Raw genomic sequence first — 23,558 nt, forward strand, 5'->3', positions numbered from 1 at the left:
AAGAGAATGAGATAGCGAATAACAGTCAGTAGAACGTAAATTGCGAGCGGGTAGATTAGGTATTGCATAGCAATATATAGTTTTTAACTATGCTTAGTATTCCCTGACACTACATAAAATAGCTTAGTACTACAAATACCTAAAATAAAAATGGGTATAGCCTTTTGACCATACCCATTTCAGTGATTTTATAAAAGTTGTTACAGTTGCGGTACGTACTGCTGTTTCTCAGGGACTTCAGCGTACTCAGCCACAATTTGACGGAATTCTTCGCCGTCAATGGTTTCTTTTTCGATGAGTAAATCGACTAAGCGATCGGTGACAGTGCGATGATCGCGGACAATTTTCTTGGCGTTGTCGTAACATTCTTCCACGATCGCTCGGACTTGTCCATCAATGCGGGAAGCGATGGATTCGGAATACTCAGATCGAGTTGTCCAGTCACGACCCAAGAATACTTCTCCCTGCTGGCTTTCCAAGGATAGCGGCCCTAAGTCGGACATCCCGAACCGAGTCACCATTTGCCGTGCCATTCCCGATAACTGTTGCAAGTCTCCACCAGCGCCAGTGGTAACTTCGGCAGCCCCAAAAATTACCTCTTCAGCAGCGCGACCGCCCAAAGCACCAGTAATTCTGGCTTTCAACTGAGAACGAGAAATTAACCCTTGTTCTTCGTTGGGAGTAAACCAAGTTAAACCCTGTGCTTGTCCCCGTGGGATTAAGGTAACTTTCTGCACTGGGTCATGGTCTTTCAACAAAGTTCCCACTAAGGCGTGTCCAATTTCGTGGTATGCAATTAAGCGCTTGCTCTTGCTATCCACCAAAGGAGTACCTTCCATCCCTGCAACTACCCGATCCACCGCGTCATCAATTTCGCGGAGGGTGATCGCTTCTTTGCGTCTTCTCGCAGTCAGAATTGCTGCTTCGTTGAGTAAGTTAGCTAAATCAGCACCAGTGAATCCAGGAGTGCGGCGAGCGATCGCATCTAAAGATACGCTAGGGTCTAGTTTCTTGTTGCGTGAATGGACTTCCAAGATTTCCAAACGCCCTTTAATATCGGGTGCATCAACTGTTACTTGTCGGTCAAAGCGACCGGGACGTAACAAAGCTGAGTCTAGTACATCGGGACGGTTGGTAGCAGCAATAATAATAATGCCTGTGTTACCTTCAAACCCGTCCATTTCAGTGAGCAACTGGTTGAGGGTTTGCTCTCTCTCGTCGTTACCGCCACCGATACCAGCGCCCCGTTGCCGTCCTACTGCGTCGATTTCATCGATGAAGATAATACAAGGGGCGTTGTCTTTGGCTTTCTTGAACAAATCGCGGACGCGGGATGCACCCACACCAACGAACATTTCTACAAATTCCGAACCGGAAATACTGAAGAAAGGTACGCCTGCTTCGCCTGCGATCGCTTTTGCTAATAAAGTTTTACCAGTTCCAGGAGGCCCAACTAACAGCACTCCCTTGGGAATCCGTGCGCCTACAGCAGTAAATCTTTCTGGCTGTTTCAGGAAGGTAACGACTTCTTGTAGTTCTTCCTTAGCTTCTTCAATCCCGGCTACGTCATCAAATTTAACCCCGGTTTTCGCCTCCATTTGGAAACGCGCCTTAGATTTGCCGAAGTTCATCGCTTGACCTGGCCCGCCGGGAAGGTTGCTAGAACGCCGGAACAAAAAGAACAGCCCAGTAATCAATAAAACTGGAAACACAAGATTGCCCAACAATCCCCAGATTGCGCCATCATTCCGCATGGGGTGAGCATCAAAACTAATATCTTTTTCTTTGAGCTTGCTGATTAACTCAGGAGCGTTAACAGGCAAATCTACCCGCCACCTTTGGATGCGATTTTCGATGTCTGGATCGCGGGCTTCGATAATAGCTGTCCTACCGCCTTCGTAGAGATCAACACTGCTGACGCGATCGCCGTCCAAGTATTCTAGAAAGCGGCCATAAGTCATGCGGGTATTGGCTGCATTCTTGCTCATATCAGTAGGAGCGCCTGCAAAGGCCCCTTGCCAGAAGAAAAAGCCAATTACCAAAGCCGGCAATGTCCAGAGTACTACGACTTTCCAAGAGAATTTCATCTTAATTTGCCTCTAGATGCCTATACAATTCATTAGCTCTAGTAACCAAGTGTTCATCACTCTGTCACTTTAAGCTGTTAAACGGATGTTTATAAATCCATTTTGTTTAATTTGATCTCTTATATGCACTGTCATAAGGCAATTAGAGCATTATGGCGATGCCAACAAGAATCTTAATCAAAGTTAACTTAATTTTAATACAAAATCGCACGAGAAAAGGGAGCGCAATGGGATACAAAGCCACGGAGAATTTCTCCACAACGCTTCTCATATTGTTTCAACCCCTGACTGAAGGGGCAGGGAGCAGGGGCAGGAAGAAGGGGGCAGGGAGCGAGGGAGTGTGGGGAGTGTGGGGAGTGTGGGGAGTGTGGGGGAGTGTGGGGAGTAAGGAATGTGGATTAAATAAAGTGTAAAAGTAGGTGTGGAAGCGTTAGTAAAGCACCATTCTCCGTTCCATCAGAATTGCAGGTTATTAAGTTTGCATTCCTAAGACTTCTTTCCCATCCTCCCACACTTCCCACACCTCCCACACTTCCCACACCCCTTGGATTTCTCACTTGTGATAAATCCAGGCTAATGCCCAATTCCCAATTTTCTACTTAACTTCTGTAATTTTGAGAGTGTAAGGAAGATACTTACCTTTTTCGTAGGAACCAACCCAAACTTGGTAACTTCCAGCCAGCCATTCACCAACAATGCCGGCATTTTTGCCATCAAAATCGTCATTACACCAAGTACCACCTGGCCCCTTGATAATTATGGTGGTGTCTTCAGGACTTTGGACTTGCAACTTTAGGTAGTCGAATTTACTTGTTAACGCTAATGTGTGGTCTGGTGTTTCATCAACAAATCCGGTACAAGGGCCAGTGGCTGTTTCAGTTCTCCCACCTACTTTACTCCCAGATATTGAACCACCACTCATCCCGCGAACTGTCAGGGGGTCTGGCGAAAACTGGGGACTAATCGTTACATCTCCAAATATCGTTGGCGCTTCCTGAGCATCAGTCACAGCGTTAACTGTCGATGTGATGAAGAGCGTAACTATCATCAACGATAATCTCATCCCTCTATTGAGCGCTTTTGTCGGCATTGTAATTACGTTCGCTTCTAAGTGGTTTTGAAGACATGAATTTTACACACCAAGTTCCCAATGTGGGGATAATTGACTACCTATTTTAGATTTGAAATTGGGGATAATTCATTAGTAATGAGTCAATGATTTGTTGTTCTTATAGTTGCTCTACCTTATGGATAGGGGCACACGTTTGTGCGCCCCTAAAATCTAAAATATTTCTAAAATCTGGAAGTAATCGCTAATTAGCTTCTGTTATTGCCCTACTCAAACGCGACTTGTCTAAACCAATCTGATTTAGTAGTAACCAAGATTGAATGAGGTCGGGGCCATGAACATCTCCAGTTAAGGCTGCTCGGAGCGATCGCATTACCAAGCCTTTTTTAACTTTTTGCTCTTTCACCACTTGTTTAATAATGTCCTGAGCGGCGGCTTCCGAGAGTTGCGGCTGATTTTCTAAAGCTGTGACAATGGCCTCAAGGACGGCAGTAGAACCTTCTTGCTTAAGTTGTGTACTACCTTCTTCGCTAAATTCAACTGTGTCGTTAAAAAATAGTTGACCTTGAGGTACTGCATCTACTAAACGAGTCAAACTCTGGCTAATTAAAGTTACAAGCTGTTCTAACCAAGCGCGATCTCTTCCACCATCAAATTTATAGCCAGCCGCTTCCCAAAAGGGTATGAGTAAATCTGTGAGTTTATCTACTGGTGTATGGTGGATATACTGACTGTTCAACCAATCCAGCTTGTCCCAGTCAAACTTTGCACCTGCTTTATTTACACGCTCAAAGCCAAACTCTTTAGCTGCTGTTTCTAAGGTAAATATTTCTTGCGTCGAGTCTGGTGGCGACCAACCCAGCAATGTCATATAATTTACCAAGCCTTCAGAGGTAAAGCCCATTTTCTGAAAGTCGGAAATGGAGGTAACACCATCCCGCTTAGAAAGCTTACGCCCTTCCATATTCAAAATTAATGGCGTGTGGGAGAACTCTGGAATTTTTGCACCCATTGCTTCATACAGCAGAATTTGCTTGGCGGTATTGGCAATGTGGTCTTCTCCGCGAATGACATGAGTGATTTGCATATCAATGTCATCCACTACAACTACAAAATTGTATAGTGGTTGACCGCTACCCTCTTCTGAGGCGCGGGCAATGACCATATCACCACCTAAATCGCTACCTCGCCAAGACATTTTTCCCCTTACTAGGTCATTCCAGACAATTTCCCGCCCATCTTCGATTTTGAAGCGAATCACATAAGAACGACCTTCTGCTTCAAATGCGGTGCGTTGTTCTGGTGTGAGGTTGCGGTGACGGTTGTCATAGCGGGGAGCTTCGCCCCTAGCTTTCTGGGCTTCTCTTAGCGCTTCTAATTCTTCGCTGGTGGTGTAGCAGCGATAGGCTAATCCTTGATCTAGCAGTTTTTGTACTGCTTCTTTATAAAGATACAGGCGCTGAGATTGAAAAAATGGCCCTTCATCCCAGCTCAGTCCTAGCCAGCGCAGTCCTTCAAGAATATTGTCGGTGTATTCGGGACGCGATCGCTCTAGGTCTGTATCTTCTATTCGCAGGATAAATTTCCCGCCGTGGTGACGGGCAAATAACCAGTTAAATACAGCCGTTCTAGCTGTACCAATGTGTAAATTTCCGGTTGGACTCGGCGCAATACGGACTCTGACAGTCACAGTTAATTCTCTCTTTCGCAAAGCATGATAAATGTAGCTTATATTCAAACCCCCAATTCTGGGTCAATCCTTTTGGGGAATTCCAAATCAAAAATCACCGAAGCTCGGTGATTCACTACTTATAAATTTAGAACGGGACTGACGGGGCTCGAACCCGCAACTTCCGCCGTGACAGGGCGGTGCTCTAACCAATTGAACTACAGTCCCTTGTTTGGTCAACTTTGCTATTATCACTATTTTTTTTCTGCTTGTCAAGCATTTTTGAATGGAAAATTAGAAATTATTTTTGTCCCGTCTCTCCAAGGTGCGAATTTACCGTTAAATAGACCTTGATAATACAACCTGGGGCTTAGATTCTAAATGCTGCAATATCCGGGATTGCATTTGTTTATATTGCTGTTTTAATAGCTGTTTGCTGACTTGGGGCACAGAAGCTGGTGGTAGGCTATGAGTCTGTTGCACCCAGGTTTTCAACATTTGTCGCTGAGTTGGCTCGATGCGACTACTGAGGACATTGGCGCAGGAATGTGGTGCTTCCAGAGTAAAGAAAATCAAAGGATAGTGTTCATTTTCAGCCAGTAGGCTTACCATCTTCAGATTTTGGGAATTTTGCATATCTAAGTAGCACGGTAGCCACTTAGGAGCCAATTGCCGGTTGTAGAGTACAGTTACCCACAACAGCATTGGGTGAGGGGATGTCATGAAGATAAACTGGTTGTAACGGGTAGAAAGAGCATAGTTTTTGATTTCTTGTTTAGGCAACATCAACCATAGTGCGGTCATAGATTCTTGTGCAGTATCTATAAGCTGGGGAAAAACAATTTCTTGAATTGGTTTATTTGGAGGCCACAAAAGTTGTCGGCACCTTTGTTCTACTGCAATTGGTAATCCAGAATCTAGGGGACGGCTAAGGATGGGATTAGAGGATAAATTTGTTGGTAAACTGGTAGAATTAGATTGTTCTAAGCTATTTAATACTTGCAAAATTTGAGCGATATTTTGTGGGCGATCGCTTGCTTTTTTTGCCAGACAAGACATGATTAAATTATTTAGCTTCTGAGGTATTTTCAGAGTTGGTTTAACATCTGCGATCGTTTTTGGTTTTTCAAAGTGATGTGCTTTATACCAAGCACCAAAATAATCAGTTTCTGGTTCCCAAGGTTTTTTGCCTGTGAGCATTTCAAACATCATCACACCCAGGCTATAAATATCAGAGCGACTGTCTAATTTTTCTCCATCTAGCTGTTCTGGAGAACAGTAGGGTAAAGTGCCATTAAATCCCCTGCTTGTACTAGCTGTTGACGCATAATTTAAAAATCTAGCAATCCCAAAATCGAGAATTTTAACTAACTGACCTAATATCGGATCGGGAATAACTAATATATTGGCAGGCTTAATATCTCTATGAACCAACGGACAAATTTTGCCGTCAATATTAATACCTTGATGGGCACACTGTAAGCCCAAACAAATTTGGCGAGAGAGAGTCAAAAACATCGACAATGATAGCGGAATTAAGTCCTTTAAACTCTTACCGCATAGATATTCCATCACGTAGTATGGTTTTCCTTTCTCATTCACACCATAATCATACGCCCGCACTATGTGTAAGCTCTTTTGGCTCAAAGCTGCGCTCATTAAAGCTTCACGAGCAAAGTCTTGTTGCATCTTGCTATCGACAACAGTCTGAGTTAAAAACTTGATAGCAACTGGTATACCTCCTAACAAAATATCATTTGCTAAGAAAACTTCACCCATGCCACCGCTACCAATTAATTGCTTCAGTTGGTAACGATTGGCAAGTAAGCCCGTACTACTTGGAGATGTAAATGGGCTTTGATTCACTTTATTCACCTCTGCTGCTGAGTCTATTTAAAGTTAGTAATACACACATAAGAATATAATTAGGTAATGGTGATAAGTATTTTAATGACGCGCTTTTAAGAACGCGATAAAAGCTTAAAAAAAATCTCCAAGAATTTATCCATCCAATTTTTTAACCCTTCTTTCTCAGCTTTATGATCTGCGGCTAACTTTTGTAAAATGTCTAATTTTAGTTTTTCGTACTCTGTTTTTAGAAGATTTTTAGCTTGATTAGACAAAACTAATTCATTTGACCGTTGACTCATATCTAACCAGTCTACAAGTTGCTGACGCTGATTAGCTGTGAGACTTAAGGTTGTTACATGAGAGCAACGATTTGGCTCTTCTAGGGTAAAAAATAGTAGATGATAGTAGCCTACCTCTGCTAAACTACGTGCTAAATTCTGCCCTTTATTATCTTTCAAATCTAGAAAATAAGGTAGCCACTTAGTCATAGAAGGCTGGGCATCATATAGGACTGTTACCCACAACAACATCGGATATACATTAATTTTACTAATAAATTCAGTGCTGTGTACTTTATTCAAAAATTTTGCAATCTCTTGTTTGGGCAACATTGCCCAAAAAGTTGGTATAGGTCTTTGAGGAGTTTGTAATAAATGGGGAAAACCAATTGCACCAATTGGTTTGTTCTTAGGCCAATTTTTCTGCAAACATTCTTGTTCTGACAAGAATGTTGCAGGTACTAATTGAACTGGAAGTGAGGCTTTAAGAATGTCACTAGTATTGTTAGCAATAACATCATTAATCTGACTATTAACCTTTTCTAAACCTTCTAATATTTGGTTGATATTTTGCGGACGATCGCTTACTTCTTTCGCTAAACAACTCATCAATAGTTTTTCTAATATCTGCGGTACTTTGACTTGCGGATTCACTTCTTCAACTGTAGGTGGCATTTGAAAGCGATGCGCTTGATACCAAGTACCAAAGGAGTTACTTTTTGTCTGAAATGGATGTTTTCCTGTTAGCATCTCAAACATTAATACTCCCAAACTGTAAATATCGGAGCGCACATCTAGCAATTTGCGCCCTTCCATGTGTTCTGGAGAACAGTAAGGTAAACTGCCAATAAAAGAATCTGTCAGGGTCATCCCACTTCGTTCTGTTAAAAATTTGGCGATGCCAAAATCGAGTATTTTAACAATTTCTCCTTCTTTACTATCTTCACTAAGAAATATATTTTCGGGTTTTATATCTCTATGAACAATAGGATAAATCTCTCCTTTGAGGCTAATACCTTGATGGGCACATTGTAAGCCTAAACAAATCTGATTACAAATCTCTAAAAATTTCGATATTGTTAAGGGCTGAATTTTGAGGATTTGTTTGAGATTTTTTCCTTGGAGGTATTCCATTACATAATAGGGGGTTTTATCGTCAGTAACGCCATAACTTAAGATGCGAACAATATGTTTACTTTTACGACCCAATTGAGCGCCAATAAAAATCTCTCTGGCAAAGCGTTGGGACATTTGCTGATTCGCCAAACTGAGTGATAAAATTTTGATTGCGATCGGCATACCACCTTTAGCAGTATCTTCTGCTAAATAAACTCTCCCCATCCCCCCTTTGCCGATCAAATCTCTGATTAAATAGCGATTATTTAAAAACTGTCCGATATAATCGTCTAATTCTGCTTTTTGCCCTACCATATTCTCAATTTTTTTTTGTGGCATAAAAATCATTTATGAAAAATATTTTTGGCAAATTAGTTTAATCAGTCTAATTAAGTACTAAATTTAAATCTAAAAATATCAGAATTTGTCGGAAATTAATAATATACGGCCACTACGGTTAATCTGCCTGCAAAATTTCTTAAACATTATGTAACATATTTATTAAGGAATACGGTTGAGAAATTACACGTAAACTAAGAATAGGCTAGATAAAGTTACCTAGTAGATTCCGTGAATACACAGGAATAAGCAGAAATAACTAAATAGCAGTAAAGGGGGGATGGTTGTGTCCAGTTAACGATTGAGATTCGGTAGTAAACGGCGTAATAATCTGATCAGTGGTGTTTCAATTTTCATTTTAAAGGCTAGTATCTGGGTACGTTGTAGTGAGTTAAAATTGTTATCACTCACAAGAATTAATGATTGTTGACCATCGGGTAGTTTAGGGCCAAGAGTTAAGCCTTCGATGTTGTCTAGCAGTACATCTAGGGTTCTCAAATCTAACAGTAGTTTTTTCTGAACTGGTTTAATATTTTTGGAGTCAATTGCTAAAAGACTATCGATGTGATGAATATCATCAGCTTGTTCTAAAGAAACCTGAAACAGGGAAATAGCAAATCCTAAACCAGTAAAAGACCTTTCTAAACTTAGGAAGTGCCCTTGATTATCGAGAGCAAGTAAATCAGGTAATCCACTAGCAAATTTGCCAGTCAGATTCAAAAAGGGTGAAACTGGTTCTGTCTGGTAAAGAAACTCCTTTTCTGGCTGGCCGTTGAGTAAGTTGTATTGCAAAATTCGGCAAGGACTACCGATGTTAGGTTTCGCGGCAACACCATCTTGAATGAGAGCATTTTCGCTGGCTGTAAATAGATTCTTTTTATCAGGTGTGATGGTGAGGCTTTCAAAAGCCAAATTGTTGCGGATACCTTGTTTACCAGTTTTATCTGGCAGAAATTTGTTTGGGATGGGAAGTGTTGTAATTTCTTTACCAGAAGATAGTGAGAATTCTTTAATAAAAGGATTAATTAGTTTTGCAGCGTCGCCTTCAGAAGAAATAAATATAGTTGATTTATTAGTTAATGCAATACCTTCTGTATCAGTTTCACTAGGGCGAAATGTTTGATTGTTTTCATTTAATAATGTGGTAACATCTATAGGAATAACTCCGCTTTTTTTTAGAGAACCCTTGCTTAAATCTATTTTTAGGTTGTAGAAGCGGGCAGCAGCTTTTTGTCCACGGTCATCAGAAATAGCATAATAAAGATTGTTTTTTGCATCATAAGTAATTCCAGATAAACCTCCAACCTCAGTTTTCTTAAAGATTAAACCTTTCGGTAAAGTAGCTTCACCGATAAACTCTATGCTACTAACTTCAACAGCACTTAATGGTAATTTTGTTAATAAAAAACTGATAATTAGAATCGGGATAAATAAGTAAATAATTCGTGAAATTGCGAAGGTTTTCTTAATTAGCTGCATAGAGTTTTTTGTTAGAGTGTAAAATTAACAAATAAGATATCATGCTGAAAAATATAGCGCTACACATCTGTGCGCTGCTAAAAATAATCTGTATTCCAACAAATTGAAAACCTTTATAAAATACGAAATTACTTAAGCTAGTCGCAAACCATATTCTTCCTGAAAAAAGTTTACAAGCCAGTCTTTTACTCTGTGGGTAGCGCGGCAGTCATCTTCGTTGTAGCTTTGGATAATTTCTAGTAAGGTGCGATCGCCAGTTTCTAGCCACTGATCGTACCAGTAAATACATTTGGCACCACTAGCTTCTTTTTCCCGCCACTCAAATCCTAACCAACGTGCGATCGCTTTGAGGGCATAACTTTCTACAGGTAATGCTACACTTTGGGTTAATTGTTCATACACATCCACAAATCGGTTCAGTACAGGACGCACTGAGGCGTAGGGAGTGTTGTAAAGCTTTGCTAGGCGTTTGACTGTATCAAACTCGTAGACACAAAAATGATAAATTGGCGCTTCGGGATATTGCCAAACTAAATCCAAAAATTGCTGCCAAACTAACTCTTCGTCTTCTGGTTTATCTGCTAAAAACGAATAAAACTGTTCTGTATTGGCAAGTCTATCAACGACCAAAACCCCCAAAAGATAATTTAAATCTAAGTCTGGCTGTGCCTCAATATCAAAGTAAAGCTCTATGGGTGCTGTGAATGTAATATCTTCTATTGGTAGCGGGTAGGGTAAAACTAGGGGTCGTTTTTCCAATGCAGATTGAGCTTGCACTACTAGCTTAGGTGCTACTTTCGGGTCGAAACCAACTAGATTTTCTAAGGTGCTGGGACTGGTATTAGCAAGAGATTCTAGTGTGGTGATGGCTACGTCTTGGAGTTGAGTGTAGCGAAGAGGTGTTACACCTGGTAATAGTGAGAGATGTTTTTCAGATTGAGCGATCGCATAACATTGACTATACCAATGGCAAAAATTGCACTTTTGCCGAGAAATAAACACCTCTGGCGGATTCGGTAACTCTAAAACTTCAATAAACTCCTCTAGAATTTGCTGCATCCGTGGAATCCATTTGAACAAATCCACCGTATAGTTGCTGTTTTTCGTTCGCAATATCAGCAAAGCAGTATCTGGTACAACTCCCTGCACTGTTGCCAAGACTTGAGTATGAAATGCAGCGACAACCTGATATTCTTGCTTAGGGCGCTTACCTAGTTCAATACTAGCTGGGACATACATCCAATCTCCAAAATGAGACTGTCCTGGCTGTTTCACAAGTAAATTTGGCCGACTTAGCAGGGTATATTCGTCAGAATAATTTGCTAACAGGACTCCTTTATAAATATACTCAACGCCACGCTCCATCAATTCTAAAGTTGCCTTCTCTGCCTTTTCCCAGTTTCCATAAGAATAATCTGGTTGGTGGTAAGTCATCTGTGCCAAAGCACTTAGCTGATGAGCGATTTTGTCTTGTTGCAGTTTCCGCAGCAACTCGTTGGGTGCATCGCGCTGACTTTTGTCACCGTGGATATCTAGAAAAGTTCGGCGTTTACAGCGTTGGTATTGCAGTAGGAGTTCAGCATTAATTAGCATTCTTTTAAGTTAACAAGAATTAGTATTATGTGGAAGTAACTTAGACAACTAAAGTTTGCAAGTGGCGATACCTTCTCTACGTTCGCGCAGCGTGTCGTAGACAGACGCTACGCGTAGCTTGCTTCCCCTATGGGGTACGGTGGGCTACGCCAATGCTTCTCAACCTGATTTGCCGTTTATTCTATACAGTCAACAGCTAAGTATTTGCGTTTCTCTTGGGTGATAGATAAGGGAGAATAACAAAATCAACTTTTATCCATCATTACAAGGGTATATGACAGAACAACATGAGCCATGCCTCATCTGTGAGCGTGTCACACTGTGGAGACGTGGTAAAAATCCTTACTTCATCCATGAATTTGAGCATTCAATATTTGTGATTGGCGATCATCAATTTCATTGCGGATACTCCCTGATTCTTCTAAAAAAACATATTAGAGAGTTGCATGAACTTCCTCCACCTATCCAGTCTGCCTTATTTCAAGAGGTGATGCTGGCAGGACAAGCGATCGTTAATGCTTTTAGTCCGTGGAAAATGAATTATGCCTGTTATGGCAATAGTGAACCACATATTCATTGGCATCTCTTCCCACGCTATGAGTCTGATCCTGATCGCCAAAGTACCCCGTGGCTTCATGTATCAGAATTCAAACACCATCTAATTACGCCTCAAACAGCTCAGAATTTAGGAAAAAAAGTCAAAGAGCATTTATCGTTACTGATTACAAGATAAGATTTGGCTGCGATCGCTAAAATTAATCTCATCCCTATTTTTACCATTGCTACTAAGTATCAATAGACTGTAAACAACAGATATCCCTTAGAAATTATGACTAGTCTTTCTGTCGCCCAAACCAAGCTGCAAAGCCATCGAGAGCAATTTCCCGCTTTAGCCAATAAGACTTATTTCAATTATGGGGGACAAGGGCCAATGCCCCAAAGGGCAATGGATGCTATGACCGAAACTCAGGCTTATGTTCAGCAAATAGGCCCCTTTGGTAATGAGGCGTATCGCTGGATAGCGCCGCAGACTCAAGCCGCTAGAGTTGCGATCGCTTCTGAGTTAAATGCACCAAGTGAAACAATTAGCCTTACCCAGAATGTCACAGTTGGCTGTAATATCGCTATGTGGGGCATCGACTGGCATTCTGGCGACCATATACTGCTCTCAGACTGCGAACATCCAGGCGTGATTGCCACTACACAAGAAATTGCACGGAGATTCGCGGTAGAAGTTACCACCTGTCCTCTGAAAGCGACTTTAAATGAGGGCGATCCTGTACAAGTTATTGCCCAGCACTTACGTCCTAATACTCGTCTTGTAATATTAAGTCATGTTTTCTGGAATACTGGTCAAGTTTTACCCCTTGATAAAATTGCCGAAGTATGCAGAAATAATAATTCTTTCTTGTTGATAGATGCTGCCCAATCTGTTGGTTTATTGCCTTTAAACTTAACAGAATTGGGTGTAGATTTTTATGCTTTCACTGGTCACAAATGGCTCTGTGGCCCTGCGGGTGCTGGTGGTTTGTATGTTCGTCCAGAAGCACGAGAAAGCTTGAAGCCTACGTTTATTGGCTTGAATGGCATTGTTGTAGATAGTCAATCTCAGCCTGTGGACTGGCTTCCCGATGGGCGACGATATGAAGTGTCTACATTAGCTTATCCGTTGTATTTTGCGTTAAAGGAAGCGATCGCAATTCATCAGCAATGGGGAACTTCACAGGAACGTTACGAGCAAATTTGTCAAAACAGTGGCTATCTTTGGCAGCGCTTAGTGGCGTTACCCGAAGTTAAATGTTTGCGAACATCCCCACCCGAAAGCGGTATAGTCTCGTTCCAACTTATAAATAATCAGCCCCAAGCAAATCTCAAGTTAGTGCAATTTCTAGACTCACAAAACATATTAACTCGGACAATTGCCGATCCTAGCTGTATACGTGCCACCATCCATTACCTGACTTTAGAATCAGAAATCGACCAATTAGTTGAGGCCATTCAAAGTTTTTGCAAAATGAGTTAAAAATTAGGAGTTATGAGTTTAGGACTTACGCAAAATATCTCTCAAACTCTTATTTCTACGTGCCCTCTGAGCCTCTGTGGTTCGTTATTCCGTAAATTTTGCGTAAGTCCTAGAGTTATCAGTCTAGTAATTACAATTTTAAGTTCTAACTCATAATACCAATTCTTTGTAAGGCTACACCAAATTTTCTTTCGTCCTTTGTGTACTTTGCTCATATAATTTGACGCAGCTTCATACAGACGTATAACTCCTCACTACTACCTCCTATCTTTTAAATGGAACGCCCAATCTTATACTTAGCCATCACTAACCACGGCTTTGGACATGCTACACGCATGGCTTCCGTCGCTGCGACAATTCAAAAATTATGTCCAGAAATTTTGCTAATTCTTGTTACCACTGCCCCGCGCTGGTTGCTAGAGTGCTATATAGAAGGCGATTTCATCTATCGTCCCCGTGCATTTGATTTGGGTGTGGTGCAAACCGATAGTTTGACAATGGATAAAGTAGCGACTTTAGAAAAGTTACTGGATATTAAAAAACATCAAAATTCGCTCATTGCCTCAGAAGTGAATTTTATCCGCCAAAATCGCGTTCATCTCATTTTGGCAGATATTCCCTTCCTGACTCCTGGGTTTGCCAAAGGTGCAAATATCCCTTGCTGGATGATGAGTAACTTTGGCTGGGACTTTATCTATCGAGATTGGGGAGGGGAATTTACAGCAGTTGCAGATTGGATTAGTGATTGGTACTCAAAGTGCGATCGCCTATTCCGTCTCCCTTTCCACGAACCGATGCAAGCTTTCAACAATATCACAGATGTCGGTCTAACAGGTGGTTCCCCCCATTACTCTGCTGATGATTTACGTTCTCTTTGGGGAATAACTGCACCTATCGAAAAAACTATTTTGTTGACCTTTGGCGGCTTGGGTTTGCAGCAAATTCCCTACGATAACCTGCGGCGATTTCCAGATTGGCAATTTATCGTCTTTGATCAATCTGCGCCTGATTTACCTAATTTAGTGAAAATTAATGACCGTAAATACCGCCCAGTAGATTTTATGCCTATTTGTGGGCGAGTCGTCTCTAAACCTGGCTACGGTACTTTTTCTGAAGCTACACTCTTGGGAGTACCTATTGTTACTATTCCCCGTGAGGACTTTGCCGAAGCAACTTTTCTAATAGAAGGCATAACAAATTATAACCAGCATCAAATCATCACCCCATCTGAGTTTTTTCAAGGGACTTGGGACTTTCTGTATCAGTTACCCCAACTACCAAAGCAATCCCAGCTAATTGCTAAGGATGGTAATGAAGCGATCGCTAAAGCGGTTCTAAATTATTTACAGACGAAATAAAGTTATTCAAAACAGTATAAATTAATATATGAATATTAACCAAGACAATATAACATCCTCTAAAGAGAGTTTAGAATTGCCAGGGTCAAACCTAGATAACATTATATTGTCTCACAATCTTCTTGCTACACCGATCATCCGCGATTTGCTCAAAGATTTCGGTGTTAAGCCTTTTTAAGAGAAGATATACTCTATCTAACGATAAAGCAACGATAACACAACATAACATCAAGCAGATTGAACGGCTAATTAGCTTTTACTATCATCAATCATTACTGTTTTAAATGACTCACTACCAAAAGTTACTAAAAATTTCCACTACTGCCAAATCTTTTTACAACATCACCGCTAAAATTGAAGCCGCAGTCGCAGAATCGGGGGTTGAAACTGGTCTTTGTACTTTATTTTTGCGCCACACTTCAGCCAGTTTAGTTATTCAAGAAAATGCTGATTCTGATGTTCTTGTGGATTTAGCCAATTTTATGGCAAAACTTGTCCCAGAATCAGGCAAATATATCCACGATGCAGAAGGCCCCGATGATATGCCAGCACACATTCGTACTGCACTTACCCACACTTCTGAACAAATCCCCATTAATCGAGGTCATCTAGTACTGGGAACTTGGCAGGGAATTTATATTTGGGAACATCGCCAGCACAGTCATTTAAGAGAATTGGTTATCCACATTTCTGGATAGCTGATTTTCAAGTTTGATTTAAGGTTGAGTTTTGTAGAGTTTAAATACTCTAGTTATTCTACTGCCCTTTGGATATAATTTCATAAACTTGCGGTAATATACATTAAACAAATTTCGTCGTGATACAGGAATCCGGTTTGATTTCTGAAAAGATACGTAGTAATGCACCCAACCTTCGATAATGGTGCGTTAGGAACTCCGTTCTAAGACACCCCCTAAATACCTAGTTTTTTCAGAAATCAAATAATAATCCTATAATTTTCATTGCAAAATTATTGATGCGGAATTAATTAGACATAATATATTAAATAATTGGTGTCAATTTGTTAACTTAAAAGTTAAGTTTGTTTTTCCTTATTTAATAATTTACTTATTTCGATATAGACTAATAATTAGTGTAAGCTGTTTGGGTTATTTCAATTACTATGAAGCAAGAACTGACACCAACTCATACTTTCCAATATATTGATGAAATCCTTGCCCAACAGTCTATTAATTTATTATCACTTAATCCCCAAAAGAAACTAATTACCAGCTTTACTGAGTTGGAAAATTTAATTACTGAGCAAAACACTGATATTGAACTTCTTACAAATCTTCAGGAAACTCTCGAAATCATAGTCTGTACCCAGTTACAAAACTTCCCAGAAAACATATTTTGGGATTTTGATTTTCTGGTTAGTAGTATGCTTAGGCAGGCTTTAGCAGCAAATGAAGGCGCTATTCCTTTCCTCAAAATTTTTGCTGAAAAGATGGTTTCTCTGATAGAAATGTTCGGAACTAAAACAGAAATTCGCTTTCGTTATGTTCACGATTTTATTTATGGGTTTGAGTGGGCGAGGTGGGTACAAAAAGAACCACAAAAACGCGCATATATAGAGCCTTTTAGTCTGGTTTTTTTGGACTATTTACTCGCCAAAGGTAAGGAACTTGTACAAAGGATTAATCATGGTCAGGTCGTATCTTATAAACTATGTGATACAGGCTACCGGAATCCCTTCACTTTTTCTCGTGAACCAGAAGACGAATATCGTCTACTCACTTATCTAGCTGAAGAGCAACTTATCCCAGTAGCAGTGTGGAACTGGAATGCTAGCCCAGTATGGAACAAACCTTTCCAAGAAATGCGCCAGGAATTAGCATTAAAATTAAATATTCAACCACAGAAACACTGATAGCAATTAAAAATTGCTGAAGAAAATAATTATGAAAATTGCTGACTTAATTACTTGGTTTGAAACATGGGCAAATCCCGCTTGGTGTGAAAGCTGGGATAATTGCGGCTGGCAGATTGAACCAGGAGTGTTGCAGGAAAAAGTACGGGTTTTGGTTTGTTTGACACCGACTTTGGCAGTAATGCAAGAAGCGATCGCAGAAAATGCTAATCTGATATTCGCCCATCATCCCTTGATTTTTAATCCTCTCAAATCTTTACGCACTGGTGAAGCGATCGCAGAAATGGTACGGTTAGCTTTTACCCACAATATTGGTATTTACAGCGCTCACACCAATTTCGACCAAGTGCAGGATGGTACAGCTGATGTATTAGCTCAAATTTTAGAACTCAAGCAAGTTACTCCCATAGTACCAACACAAGTAGGATTAGGATATGGTCGTGTTGGTTTGCTAGAGCCATCTTTGACACTACAGGAATTACTCGCAGCTATTCAAACCCGGCTTGCTCCCCCTAATTTGATTTTTTCCCCAACTACTGACTTACAGCAAATAATTTCACGAGTTGCTGTTTTGGGTGGTTCGGGGGCTGGTTACATTTCAGCCGTCGCCAAAACTGGTGCCCAGGCTTATCTGACTTCTGACTGTAAGTTTCATCAGTTTCAAGAAAGCCGCGACCGCAATCTTATTTTAATAGATGCGGGACATTATGCTACCGAACGTCCGGCTTGCGATCGCTTGGTGCAAAAATTCCAGTCCCTAAACCTAGACTGGGTGCAATTAAGCCAAAAGGATGAAGATTTCCGCCAGTTTTTTGCTTGATTGCTTATGTTTCACTACATTTTAATATTGTCAAACTATTTAGCTTACCAAGATTAATGCTAAATATCTTTGTATTAAAATCTCACCGTATACCCCCATTATTCTCATCTAAATCTTGTATTTAATACCATTTCTGTGATACGGATCACTGTTTACGTGTAACTATAATCACATAATATTCATGTTCCATATCAACCAGTCGCAGAAAAAAATGTTCCACACTTGATGTAACAAATTGTTTACTCTGTCCTAACCAAGATGATTCGCACAATCGTTGAATCTGCTTTCCAAACTGGATATCTTAGTGTTGAATCTGAGGGTTTACTCCAGCAAGTGCTAGCTACAAAATGCTATCAGTCAGAGGATTTGCCAGACCTTGCAGCCCTATATGACGCAGTTCGTGCAGGTAGAATTAAACGAGAAGCATCCTCATCGAACTTGCTTATAGAATTTCCCCTACCACATAAATCTTCCTGATCCTCCAAAAGAACCAGAGGAAGCGAGAAAAGCTCGTTGCAAGTATTTATGCTCACTCAATATTCCATTCTCTTGCCCTTTTTTACCCATCATCAGGCAAAAAACCTTAAAAATTCAAAACTCTTTGGGTGTTGTTGCTGAAAACCATCAAGGTCAGCAAGAGAATGAGTTAAGATCAGATACAAGTGGGTAAAAGTAAAGCCGAGTCCCCGGACTTCCCAGCAATGCCAATGAGTAAAAGTAGGCAGATTAAACAACCGCAATCAACGATTGTTTTGGAGTATTATTTATTACATAATGGTAAGAATGACTCACCAAGAAATATGAACCTGATTAGGACAGATTCCGAATTGTTTGACTTCTATGAAGCAGACGTTCCTTAGAATAATCTGAAAGGAGATTGAATTCATTGCCAGAGCAACTCATGATTTATTGCCCAATATTTCCCAATATTTTGACAACTACAGGCAAATTTTGGCATTGAGTGATAAAGCGTACTTGTGCTCAACGGTGAAATTAGCCTCCCAAAGGTGTAATGTAATGGGGTAGAACCCAGATTTTGACAGGTTTAACTACGTTGTTTAAAAAGGCAGAAACAGTACATGCTACACCGCAAGATTTATCAACTCTGTTGCGATGGGCGCGAGGTATGTGTTTTCTTGCGGGACCAGCAACGCTGGATTGAACGCGCCCGCATCATCGACATAGAGGGAGATTTAGTGACCCTACGCTATGAAACAGAAGAAGAGGACGAAGTTTGTTCTTGGGAAGAAATGGTTCGCCTCGAGAGCATTGGTGCTGTAACGCAAAAACTGGCTTCAGTGCCACGCGGAAATGTGGAACCCCTGATGACTGAAGACTGTCCCGAAGCCGAACGCATCCACAACCGTTACACTGACTCGAATCCAGAATAATCAGTGTTGAGGAGCCAGTACTAAAAACAGGTTTCTCGTTAGAGGTGACTGGTTTCTGATTCTGCCAGCTGATTCGCTAGGCTCTCCCCTTACCCCAAAGGGAGAGCCTAGCATCAAGCGAAAAGCCACTGGTGCCTAGTGCCGAGTTCTAAGTCATAAATCCTAACTCAGGACTCAGCACTAGATAAACCTTCAAAAGCAGGACAGTAACCTTCGAGAGTTACCTTAAAGTTATACAACGGCGAAGCTGGGTTCCAACACCTCTGTCCCCTTTGATGTCGGCAAGTACCACAACAGTCGACATCGGTCCATGTATAGCGATCGCTATTTTGGCTAAGAAGTTCTCGTTGAGACAATCCCCTTAAGACTAGTTCTTCCCCTTGCCAACGAGCTTCGATTAAACCAGTATCGGCAAATTGGCGCCAACGCGGATCGGCAGTAATCATATTGGGTAGGGTAATTGTGATTACTGTTCCTAACTCTGTCAGTTCGCCTTCGTAGTTAGTCTCTGGTGCTGCTGGTTGTAAGAATGTGTCGCCGATAGGCAGTTCTACTAAGGTGTTAGCTGCTGGAGAATGTATATGGTAGCGGTTTTGCAACTCTTCCAAGCTAGTCAGGTCTGCTAAGTAAGCAGGAGAACCGTGGACAAAAATGACGTGCTGGGGTCGCAAATTATGAATTAGCTGCGTAGTACCAGGGCCATCACTATGTTGCGCTAATAGATAGCTTTCAACAGTAGTGGGTGCTAAATATTCTTTATTAACTTTTATATCAATTTTTTCTGGAAGAAGGATCAGCCAAGGGCCGGTGTCTAGTTGGCAGTGTTTGCCTAAATCAGATGTAGAGTCGGTGAGAACTATACAAGGTGACTTGCCCACTGTGGGACGATGTTCTGCTTGTAAACGACGCACGCGAGGACGTACCCGTTCATCCCAAAATAAGGGTTGATGGCGGGCGAAGTTTTGCACAGATGGGGGGAGGTGGGGTAACAGTTCTAGGTAAGCATCGCAGCCAGTAGCCACAGCACCATCCACCCAGATATCTAAATCTCTTCCGGTGAAATGGTGATGAGAGCGTAACAGCATTAGCATCTCTTGACCCAATCCTAAAGCAGGAGTGGGAAGGATTACAGAACAATGGTCAGCGATCGCCCGATTAATTCGCTCTGCTAGTTGATTTTCCTGGTTGCGGCGGTGAGGATGACGGGATGTGCCATAACTGCCTTCAATGATCAGCACATCCAAGTCTAAGCCCCGCAGTTCCTCTAAACGCAAACCTTCTACCAGCCGGGAATTTGATAAGAAAAAATCCCCTGTATAGAGTAATTTGTAAGTACGCTGCTTGGTGGTGTAGGTAAGGAGAATGGCCACTGCCCCTGGTAGATGCCCGGCGGGAAATAATTCTGCGACTAAACCATCTTGAAATTCCACAGGTGATCGCAACGGCAAAGCATGACAAAATTTGGAAATTTCCTCAGCATCTTGGTCTAGCCAATTCAGTGGCAGTAACTTGCTGGTTACTTCGCTACCATAGATAGGTAACTTAGGAAAAGCTTTATGTAGTGCCAGCAAGCCTCTGGAGTGATCTGGGTGGGCGTGGCTAATCAAAACTAAATCTGCTGGTAGGGGCGAACTAGATGCACGTTCCGACTTAGTAAGCCCCTTAGCCAGCGATGAAATATCTTCCATACCACAGTCTAACAGGATGCGGTGTGGCCCCATCTTTACCAATAAACAAACGCCCTCATCGTGATGCTGGACACTATAGGGCAAACATTCTAATTCAGTACCCAGTTCCGCAGCATCTACGCTAGAAGATGCCGACAGATTATCCCTCATACTGTCCTCCCCTCCAACCTCATCATCATGGACATATCCCAAAAGCCAAAAATTACGTTACACAAGTTTTGGTTTTGTGACTTAGGGGTAAGTTTTAGCGTGCGCCCCTACACCCTGAGAATACAGATTTTTGATTGGGGAGGACGCCTCAGCCGAACCCGCACTGGTTCGGAAAGGTGGGCTAACGAAAAGCCATCAAACTAGGAGCTAAAGGAGTTTGCCTCTTGTGTGTTTTACCTTTGCAACTTCTGAGAGCTGTTAGCAAACTCACCCTACGGAAAGTCGCCCAAGCCTCTACAGATTTATCTCAATGTGCGGAACCATTGCCGTGATAGTTATCTGAATCATAGAATCCGTTTTTCGTGCCAAAGAATAAGCACGAAAGCGTGAAGATAACTGTTAATCCAGCTAGAATCAGCTTTACATCCATTTGTTTGCTGCCCCTTACTCAAGACTTTCTTATCTTAATTTAGTGCTTCCGCAATCAAACCGGATCACTAGAAAATCTTTACTATGGTTATGTGGATTGGGCAATAGGTAACTTTACCACAATCAGTCAGATTGTAGAACTTTTCGGTTCACCTGTCCATCCATCTGATTTAAACTAAAATGTTCACTGTTTTCGGCGTAGTACTGGATTTAAAGAGAGGTCTACGCATTGTCTATTGATTTGAAAGCTACTGTAAATCAAATGATGACATACAGACTCTAATGAGGTCATGGTGTACATATCACATTTGATTCATGACTGATATGAACATCTTAATGCTATCTTCTACCTTTCCCTACCCACCAACGCGCGGGGGAACCCAAGTCAGGACATTTCATTTACTGAAATACCTGAGTCAACGCCATACTGTTACCCTCGCTACTCAACGCGAGGGCGATGTGACAGATGCAGAAGTAGCAGAATTACGCAATTGTGTGGATCATCTAGCCATTTTTGAACGCCCTTCAGATTCTGGAAGCACTGGAATATTGAAGAAAATACAGCGATTTGGTCGATTTTTGCAACAAGGGACACCGCCAAGCGTACTTAACCGCTACTCACTTGAGATGCAAAGATGGGTTGATAGCTGGGTGGAAGCAGGGAAATGTGATGTAATTACCTGCGAACATAGCGTCAATGAAATTTATGTGCGATCGCATTTTCAGAAACAGCTAAAAACCATAGTGAATGTTCATAGTTCTGTTTACGCTACCTGTCGCAACCAACTAACCACAGGCATTTCAGAAAATTCCCTGAGAGACAAAATTAATCTACCGCTTCTGCGGCGTTATGAGCAAAATTACTGTGGTAAGTTTTCGGCAATTGTAGCGACAACAGAAGAAGATAAAATTCAACTACAAGAATTTAACCCCAATAGTGAAATTACAGTTATTCCCAATGGTGTAGATTTAGTTTCTTTCCCCAACCGTAGCACCGATCCAGGAGGACATCGCTTAATTTTTATCGGCGCAATGGATAATTTGGCAAACATTGATGCTGTCTGCTTCTTCAGCAACGAAGTCTTGCCAGCAATCCAAAAACTTTATCCTGATACAATTTTCGATATCGTCGGTTCTCATCCAGTGCCAGAAGTTTTAGCACTCGATCAAAAACCAGGAATTAATGTAATTGGGCGTGTGCCTTCAATGGTAGAATACTTGCATAAATGTACCATCTGTGTTGTACCCATGCGAACTGGGTTTGGCATTAAAAATAAAACTTTAGAAGCAATGGCAGCTGGTGTACCTATAGTAGCTAGCGATCGCGGCTTAGAAGGATTAGCTGTAGATGGCGTTAGTCATCCATTACGGGCATTACGAGCAAATACACCAACGGAGTACATCACCGCTATTAGTCAACTCTTCGATCAGCCACATCTGCGTGCAGAATTGTCTCATAACGGTAGACATCTGGTAGAAACAGATTTTACTTGGGATATCGCAGGTAAAAGCTATGAACAAGTTTGTCTAAGCTAACGCGCTTACAACATATTGCACTATTTTCCGTGTAGACCGTCATTAGTCATTAGTCATTTGTGTGTTACCAAAGACAAAGCACAAATGACAAAGGACAACCTCACCAGTTGATGTGCTTTCTTATATGCGTAACAGCTTAGTAGATAAATTCTAATTGTTTTTTCTTATCGGTCTGTAACAAATGTACGCAGAGACATTGCAATGCAACGTCTCTGCATCGGTTGGGCAAAATATGTGATCTAAATCGTATTGGTTGTTAGTTAGCTTGTAAAGAAACACGTCAATTATTATCAAACCTAGTAGAAGCACCTAAAACAAGTAATTTTTTATGCTTGCGCTTATTCTTATTCTTGAGAGTATTCAAATAACTATCAACGTAGCGGAAAGCAGCAGCACCGTCATAATCAGCAATGGCTATAGCTTGTAAGAAAACCTTTGAAGGAATTTCAAACGCTAAAAATCTTTCTGTTAAAATCAACAAATCTTTATCTGTGGCGGGAAAAGTAGTCTCTTCTATCTCTTCTGTCTCTTCGGGATCGTAGAAAATGTCTTCAATTAATGCTCTGTACACTTTGTACCTCCCCAAAAGCATAAGATGCAAAGCCTGTGATAAAGTTTAGTTGCTGATCGCGAGTTTGTAAGTTAACTGGGAGTTCGGTACCAGGACATCCTATTTCCCGTAAAATCTCTAAACAATAAGCACCGAGTTGAGTGTATGGAGCTTGCTCCAATTCTTGAGCTACCTCTAGAGCCATCTCCAGATTGACTTGGATAACCGTCGTTACAGGGTTGGTCATAAACACGCCCTA

Annotated in this window: 19 protein-coding genes and 1 tRNA gene; 9 read left to right on the forward strand and 11 right to left on the reverse strand. The window is 41.3% G+C overall.

Annotated elements, in window-relative coordinates; genetic code table 11:
• Positions 1 to 200: 200 nt before the first annotated feature.
• The 8 genes from ftsH2 to ACFFRD_RS25900 all read right to left on the reverse strand — a co-directional run bounded on the left by ftsH2 (position 201) and on the right by ACFFRD_RS25900 (position 11,481).
• On the reverse strand, positions 201 to 2,087 hold the full coding sequence (gene ftsH2 / locus ACFFRD_RS25865) for an ATP-dependent zinc metalloprotease FtsH2 (protein ID WP_012408087.1): 1,887 nt from the start codon (positions 2,085 to 2,087) through the stop codon (positions 201 to 203).
• Positions 2,088 to 2,682: 595 nt separating this feature from the next.
• On the reverse strand, positions 2,683 to 3,177 hold the full coding sequence (locus tag ACFFRD_RS25870; protein WP_190933467.1) for a hypothetical protein: 495 nt from the start codon (positions 3,175 to 3,177) through the stop codon (positions 2,683 to 2,685).
• Positions 3,178 to 3,400: 223 nt separating this feature from the next.
• Positions 3,401 to 4,846, reverse strand: a complete 1,446-nt coding sequence (gene gltX, locus ACFFRD_RS25875; RefSeq protein ID WP_392478347.1) for a glutamate--tRNA ligase — start codon at positions 4,844 to 4,846, stop codon at positions 3,401 to 3,403.
• A 133-nt stretch (positions 4,847 to 4,979) separates the two neighbouring features.
• Positions 4,980 to 5,053: transfer RNA gene (locus ACFFRD_RS25880), tRNA-Asp, on the reverse strand.
• Positions 5,054 to 5,164: 111 nt separating this feature from the next.
• Positions 5,165 to 6,691: a serine/threonine protein kinase gene (locus tag ACFFRD_RS25885; RefSeq protein ID WP_392478349.1), complete on the reverse strand. Its 1,527-nt coding sequence runs from the start codon at positions 6,689 to 6,691 to the stop codon at positions 5,165 to 5,167.
• Between the two features lie 95 nt (positions 6,692 to 6,786).
• Positions 6,787 to 8,409: a serine/threonine protein kinase gene (locus ACFFRD_RS25890; protein WP_392478351.1), complete on the reverse strand. Its 1,623-nt coding sequence runs from the start codon at positions 8,407 to 8,409 to the stop codon at positions 6,787 to 6,789.
• A gap of 294 nt (positions 8,410 to 8,703) precedes the next feature.
• Entirely contained in the window at positions 8,704 to 9,888 is a 1,185-nt protein-coding gene (locus ACFFRD_RS25895; protein ID WP_392478352.1) for an esterase-like activity of phytase family protein, read from the reverse strand.
• A 132-nt stretch (positions 9,889 to 10,020) separates the two neighbouring features.
• Positions 10,021 to 11,481, reverse strand: coding sequence for a TM0106 family RecB-like putative nuclease (locus ACFFRD_RS25900; RefSeq protein WP_392478354.1), 1,461 nt, complete (start codon positions 11,479 to 11,481; stop codon positions 10,021 to 10,023).
• Between the two features lie 274 nt (positions 11,482 to 11,755).
• Between ACFFRD_RS25900 and ACFFRD_RS25905 the strand changes: the two genes are divergently transcribed.
• From ACFFRD_RS25905 to ACFFRD_RS25940, 8 genes are all read left to right on the forward strand, one after another.
• A complete protein-coding gene (locus ACFFRD_RS25905) occupies positions 11,756 to 12,214 on the forward strand; it encodes an HIT family protein (RefSeq protein ID WP_392478356.1) in 459 nt (152 codons plus the stop codon).
• Between the two features lie 96 nt (positions 12,215 to 12,310).
• Entirely contained in the window at positions 12,311 to 13,504 is a 1,194-nt protein-coding gene (locus tag ACFFRD_RS25910; protein ID WP_392478357.1) for an aminotransferase class V-fold PLP-dependent enzyme, read from the forward strand.
• Positions 13,505 to 13,779: 275 nt separating this feature from the next.
• On the forward strand, positions 13,780 to 14,862 hold the full coding sequence (locus ACFFRD_RS25915) for a glycosyl transferase (RefSeq protein WP_392478358.1): 1,083 nt from the start codon (positions 13,780 to 13,782) through the stop codon (positions 14,860 to 14,862).
• Positions 14,863 to 15,146: 284 nt separating this feature from the next.
• Entirely contained in the window at positions 15,147 to 15,560 is a 414-nt protein-coding gene (locus ACFFRD_RS25920; protein WP_392478360.1) for a secondary thiamine-phosphate synthase enzyme YjbQ, read from the forward strand.
• A 425-nt stretch (positions 15,561 to 15,985) separates the two neighbouring features.
• Positions 15,986 to 16,735: a hypothetical protein gene (locus tag ACFFRD_RS25925; protein WP_392478363.1), complete on the forward strand. Its 750-nt coding sequence runs from the start codon at positions 15,986 to 15,988 to the stop codon at positions 16,733 to 16,735.
• 31 nt (positions 16,736 to 16,766) lie between these two features.
• Positions 16,767 to 17,555: a Nif3-like dinuclear metal center hexameric protein gene (locus ACFFRD_RS25930; protein ID WP_392478365.1), complete on the forward strand. Its 789-nt coding sequence runs from the start codon at positions 16,767 to 16,769 to the stop codon at positions 17,553 to 17,555.
• Positions 17,556 to 17,813: 258 nt separating this feature from the next.
• On the forward strand, positions 17,814 to 18,032 hold the full coding sequence (locus ACFFRD_RS25935) for a hypothetical protein (protein ID WP_114084135.1): 219 nt from the start codon (positions 17,814 to 17,816) through the stop codon (positions 18,030 to 18,032).
• 602 nt (positions 18,033 to 18,634) lie between these two features.
• On the forward strand, positions 18,635 to 18,946 hold the full coding sequence (locus tag ACFFRD_RS25940) for a DUF6679 family protein (RefSeq protein ID WP_012408115.1): 312 nt from the start codon (positions 18,635 to 18,637) through the stop codon (positions 18,944 to 18,946).
• Between the two features lie 167 nt (positions 18,947 to 19,113).
• Here the strand turns inward: ACFFRD_RS25940 and ACFFRD_RS25945 are convergent, their stop codons facing one another.
• Positions 19,114 to 20,784 (reverse strand): MBL fold metallo-hydrolase, encoded by a 1,671-nt coding sequence (locus tag ACFFRD_RS25945; RefSeq protein ID WP_392478367.1) that lies wholly within the window; start codon positions 20,782 to 20,784, stop codon positions 19,114 to 19,116.
• 753 nt (positions 20,785 to 21,537) lie between these two features.
• Here ACFFRD_RS25945 and ACFFRD_RS25950 point away from each other — a divergent pair.
• Positions 21,538 to 22,749: a glycosyltransferase family 4 protein gene (locus tag ACFFRD_RS25950; RefSeq protein WP_392483167.1), complete on the forward strand. Its 1,212-nt coding sequence runs from the start codon at positions 21,538 to 21,540 to the stop codon at positions 22,747 to 22,749.
• Positions 22,750 to 23,029: 280 nt separating this feature from the next.
• On the opposite strand, the gene ACFFRD_RS25955 is transcribed toward ACFFRD_RS25950, so the two are convergent.
• On the reverse strand, positions 23,030 to 23,320 hold the full coding sequence (locus ACFFRD_RS25955; protein WP_163932549.1) for a hypothetical protein: 291 nt from the start codon (positions 23,318 to 23,320) through the stop codon (positions 23,030 to 23,032).
• On the reverse strand, positions 23,301 to 23,546 hold the full coding sequence (locus ACFFRD_RS25960; RefSeq protein WP_012408119.1) for a hypothetical protein: 246 nt from the start codon (positions 23,544 to 23,546) through the stop codon (positions 23,301 to 23,303). The genes ACFFRD_RS25955 and ACFFRD_RS25960 overlap by 20 nt, the downstream gene beginning before the upstream one ends.
• Positions 23,547 to 23,558: the final 12 nt, after the last annotated feature.

This window comes from Nostoc sp. C110, assembly GCF_043099725.1.
In the GTDB taxonomy this organism is placed as follows: Bacteria; Cyanobacteriota; Cyanobacteriia; order Cyanobacteriales; family Nostocaceae; genus Nostoc; species Nostoc muscorum_A.

Excerpts from the sequence above, each read along its gene's own strand:
- ftsH2 (WP_012408087.1), bottom strand. The coding sequence starts at position 2,087 with ATGAAATTCTCTTGGAAAGTCGTAGTACTCTGGACATTGCCGGCTTTG.
- ACFFRD_RS25870 (WP_190933467.1), bottom strand. The coding sequence starts at position 3,177 with ATGCCGACAAAAGCGCTCAATAGAGGGATGAGATTATCGTTGATGATA.
- ACFFRD_RS25890 (WP_392478351.1), bottom strand. The coding sequence starts at position 8,409 with ATGCCACAAAAAAAAATTGAGAATATGGTAGGGCAAAAAGCAGAATTA.
- ACFFRD_RS25895 (WP_392478352.1), bottom strand. The coding sequence starts at position 9,888 with ATGCAGCTAATTAAGAAAACCTTCGCAATTTCACGAATTATTTACTTA.
- ACFFRD_RS25900 (WP_392478354.1), bottom strand. The coding sequence starts at position 11,481 with ATGCTAATTAATGCTGAACTCCTACTGCAATACCAACGCTGTAAACGC.
- ACFFRD_RS25905 (WP_392478356.1), top strand. The coding sequence starts at position 11,756 with ATGACAGAACAACATGAGCCATGCCTCATCTGTGAGCGTGTCACACTG.
- ACFFRD_RS25910 (WP_392478357.1), top strand. The coding sequence starts at position 12,311 with ATGACTAGTCTTTCTGTCGCCCAAACCAAGCTGCAAAGCCATCGAGAG.
- ACFFRD_RS25915 (WP_392478358.1), top strand. The coding sequence starts at position 13,780 with ATGGAACGCCCAATCTTATACTTAGCCATCACTAACCACGGCTTTGGA.
- ACFFRD_RS25920 (WP_392478360.1), top strand. The coding sequence starts at position 15,147 with ATGACTCACTACCAAAAGTTACTAAAAATTTCCACTACTGCCAAATCT.
- ACFFRD_RS25925 (WP_392478363.1), top strand. The coding sequence starts at position 15,986 with ATGAAGCAAGAACTGACACCAACTCATACTTTCCAATATATTGATGAA.
- ACFFRD_RS25930 (WP_392478365.1), top strand. The coding sequence starts at position 16,767 with ATGAAAATTGCTGACTTAATTACTTGGTTTGAAACATGGGCAAATCCC.
- ACFFRD_RS25935 (WP_114084135.1), top strand. The coding sequence starts at position 17,814 with ATGATTCGCACAATCGTTGAATCTGCTTTCCAAACTGGATATCTTAGT.
- ACFFRD_RS25940 (WP_012408115.1), top strand. The coding sequence starts at position 18,635 with ATGCTACACCGCAAGATTTATCAACTCTGTTGCGATGGGCGCGAGGTA.
- ACFFRD_RS25945 (WP_392478367.1), bottom strand. The coding sequence starts at position 20,784 with ATGAGGGATAATCTGTCGGCATCTTCTAGCGTAGATGCTGCGGAACTG.
- ACFFRD_RS25950 (WP_392483167.1), top strand. The coding sequence starts at position 21,538 with ATGAACATCTTAATGCTATCTTCTACCTTTCCCTACCCACCAACGCGC.
- ACFFRD_RS25960 (WP_012408119.1), bottom strand. The coding sequence starts at position 23,546 with ATGACCAACCCTGTAACGACGGTTATCCAAGTCAATCTGGAGATGGCT.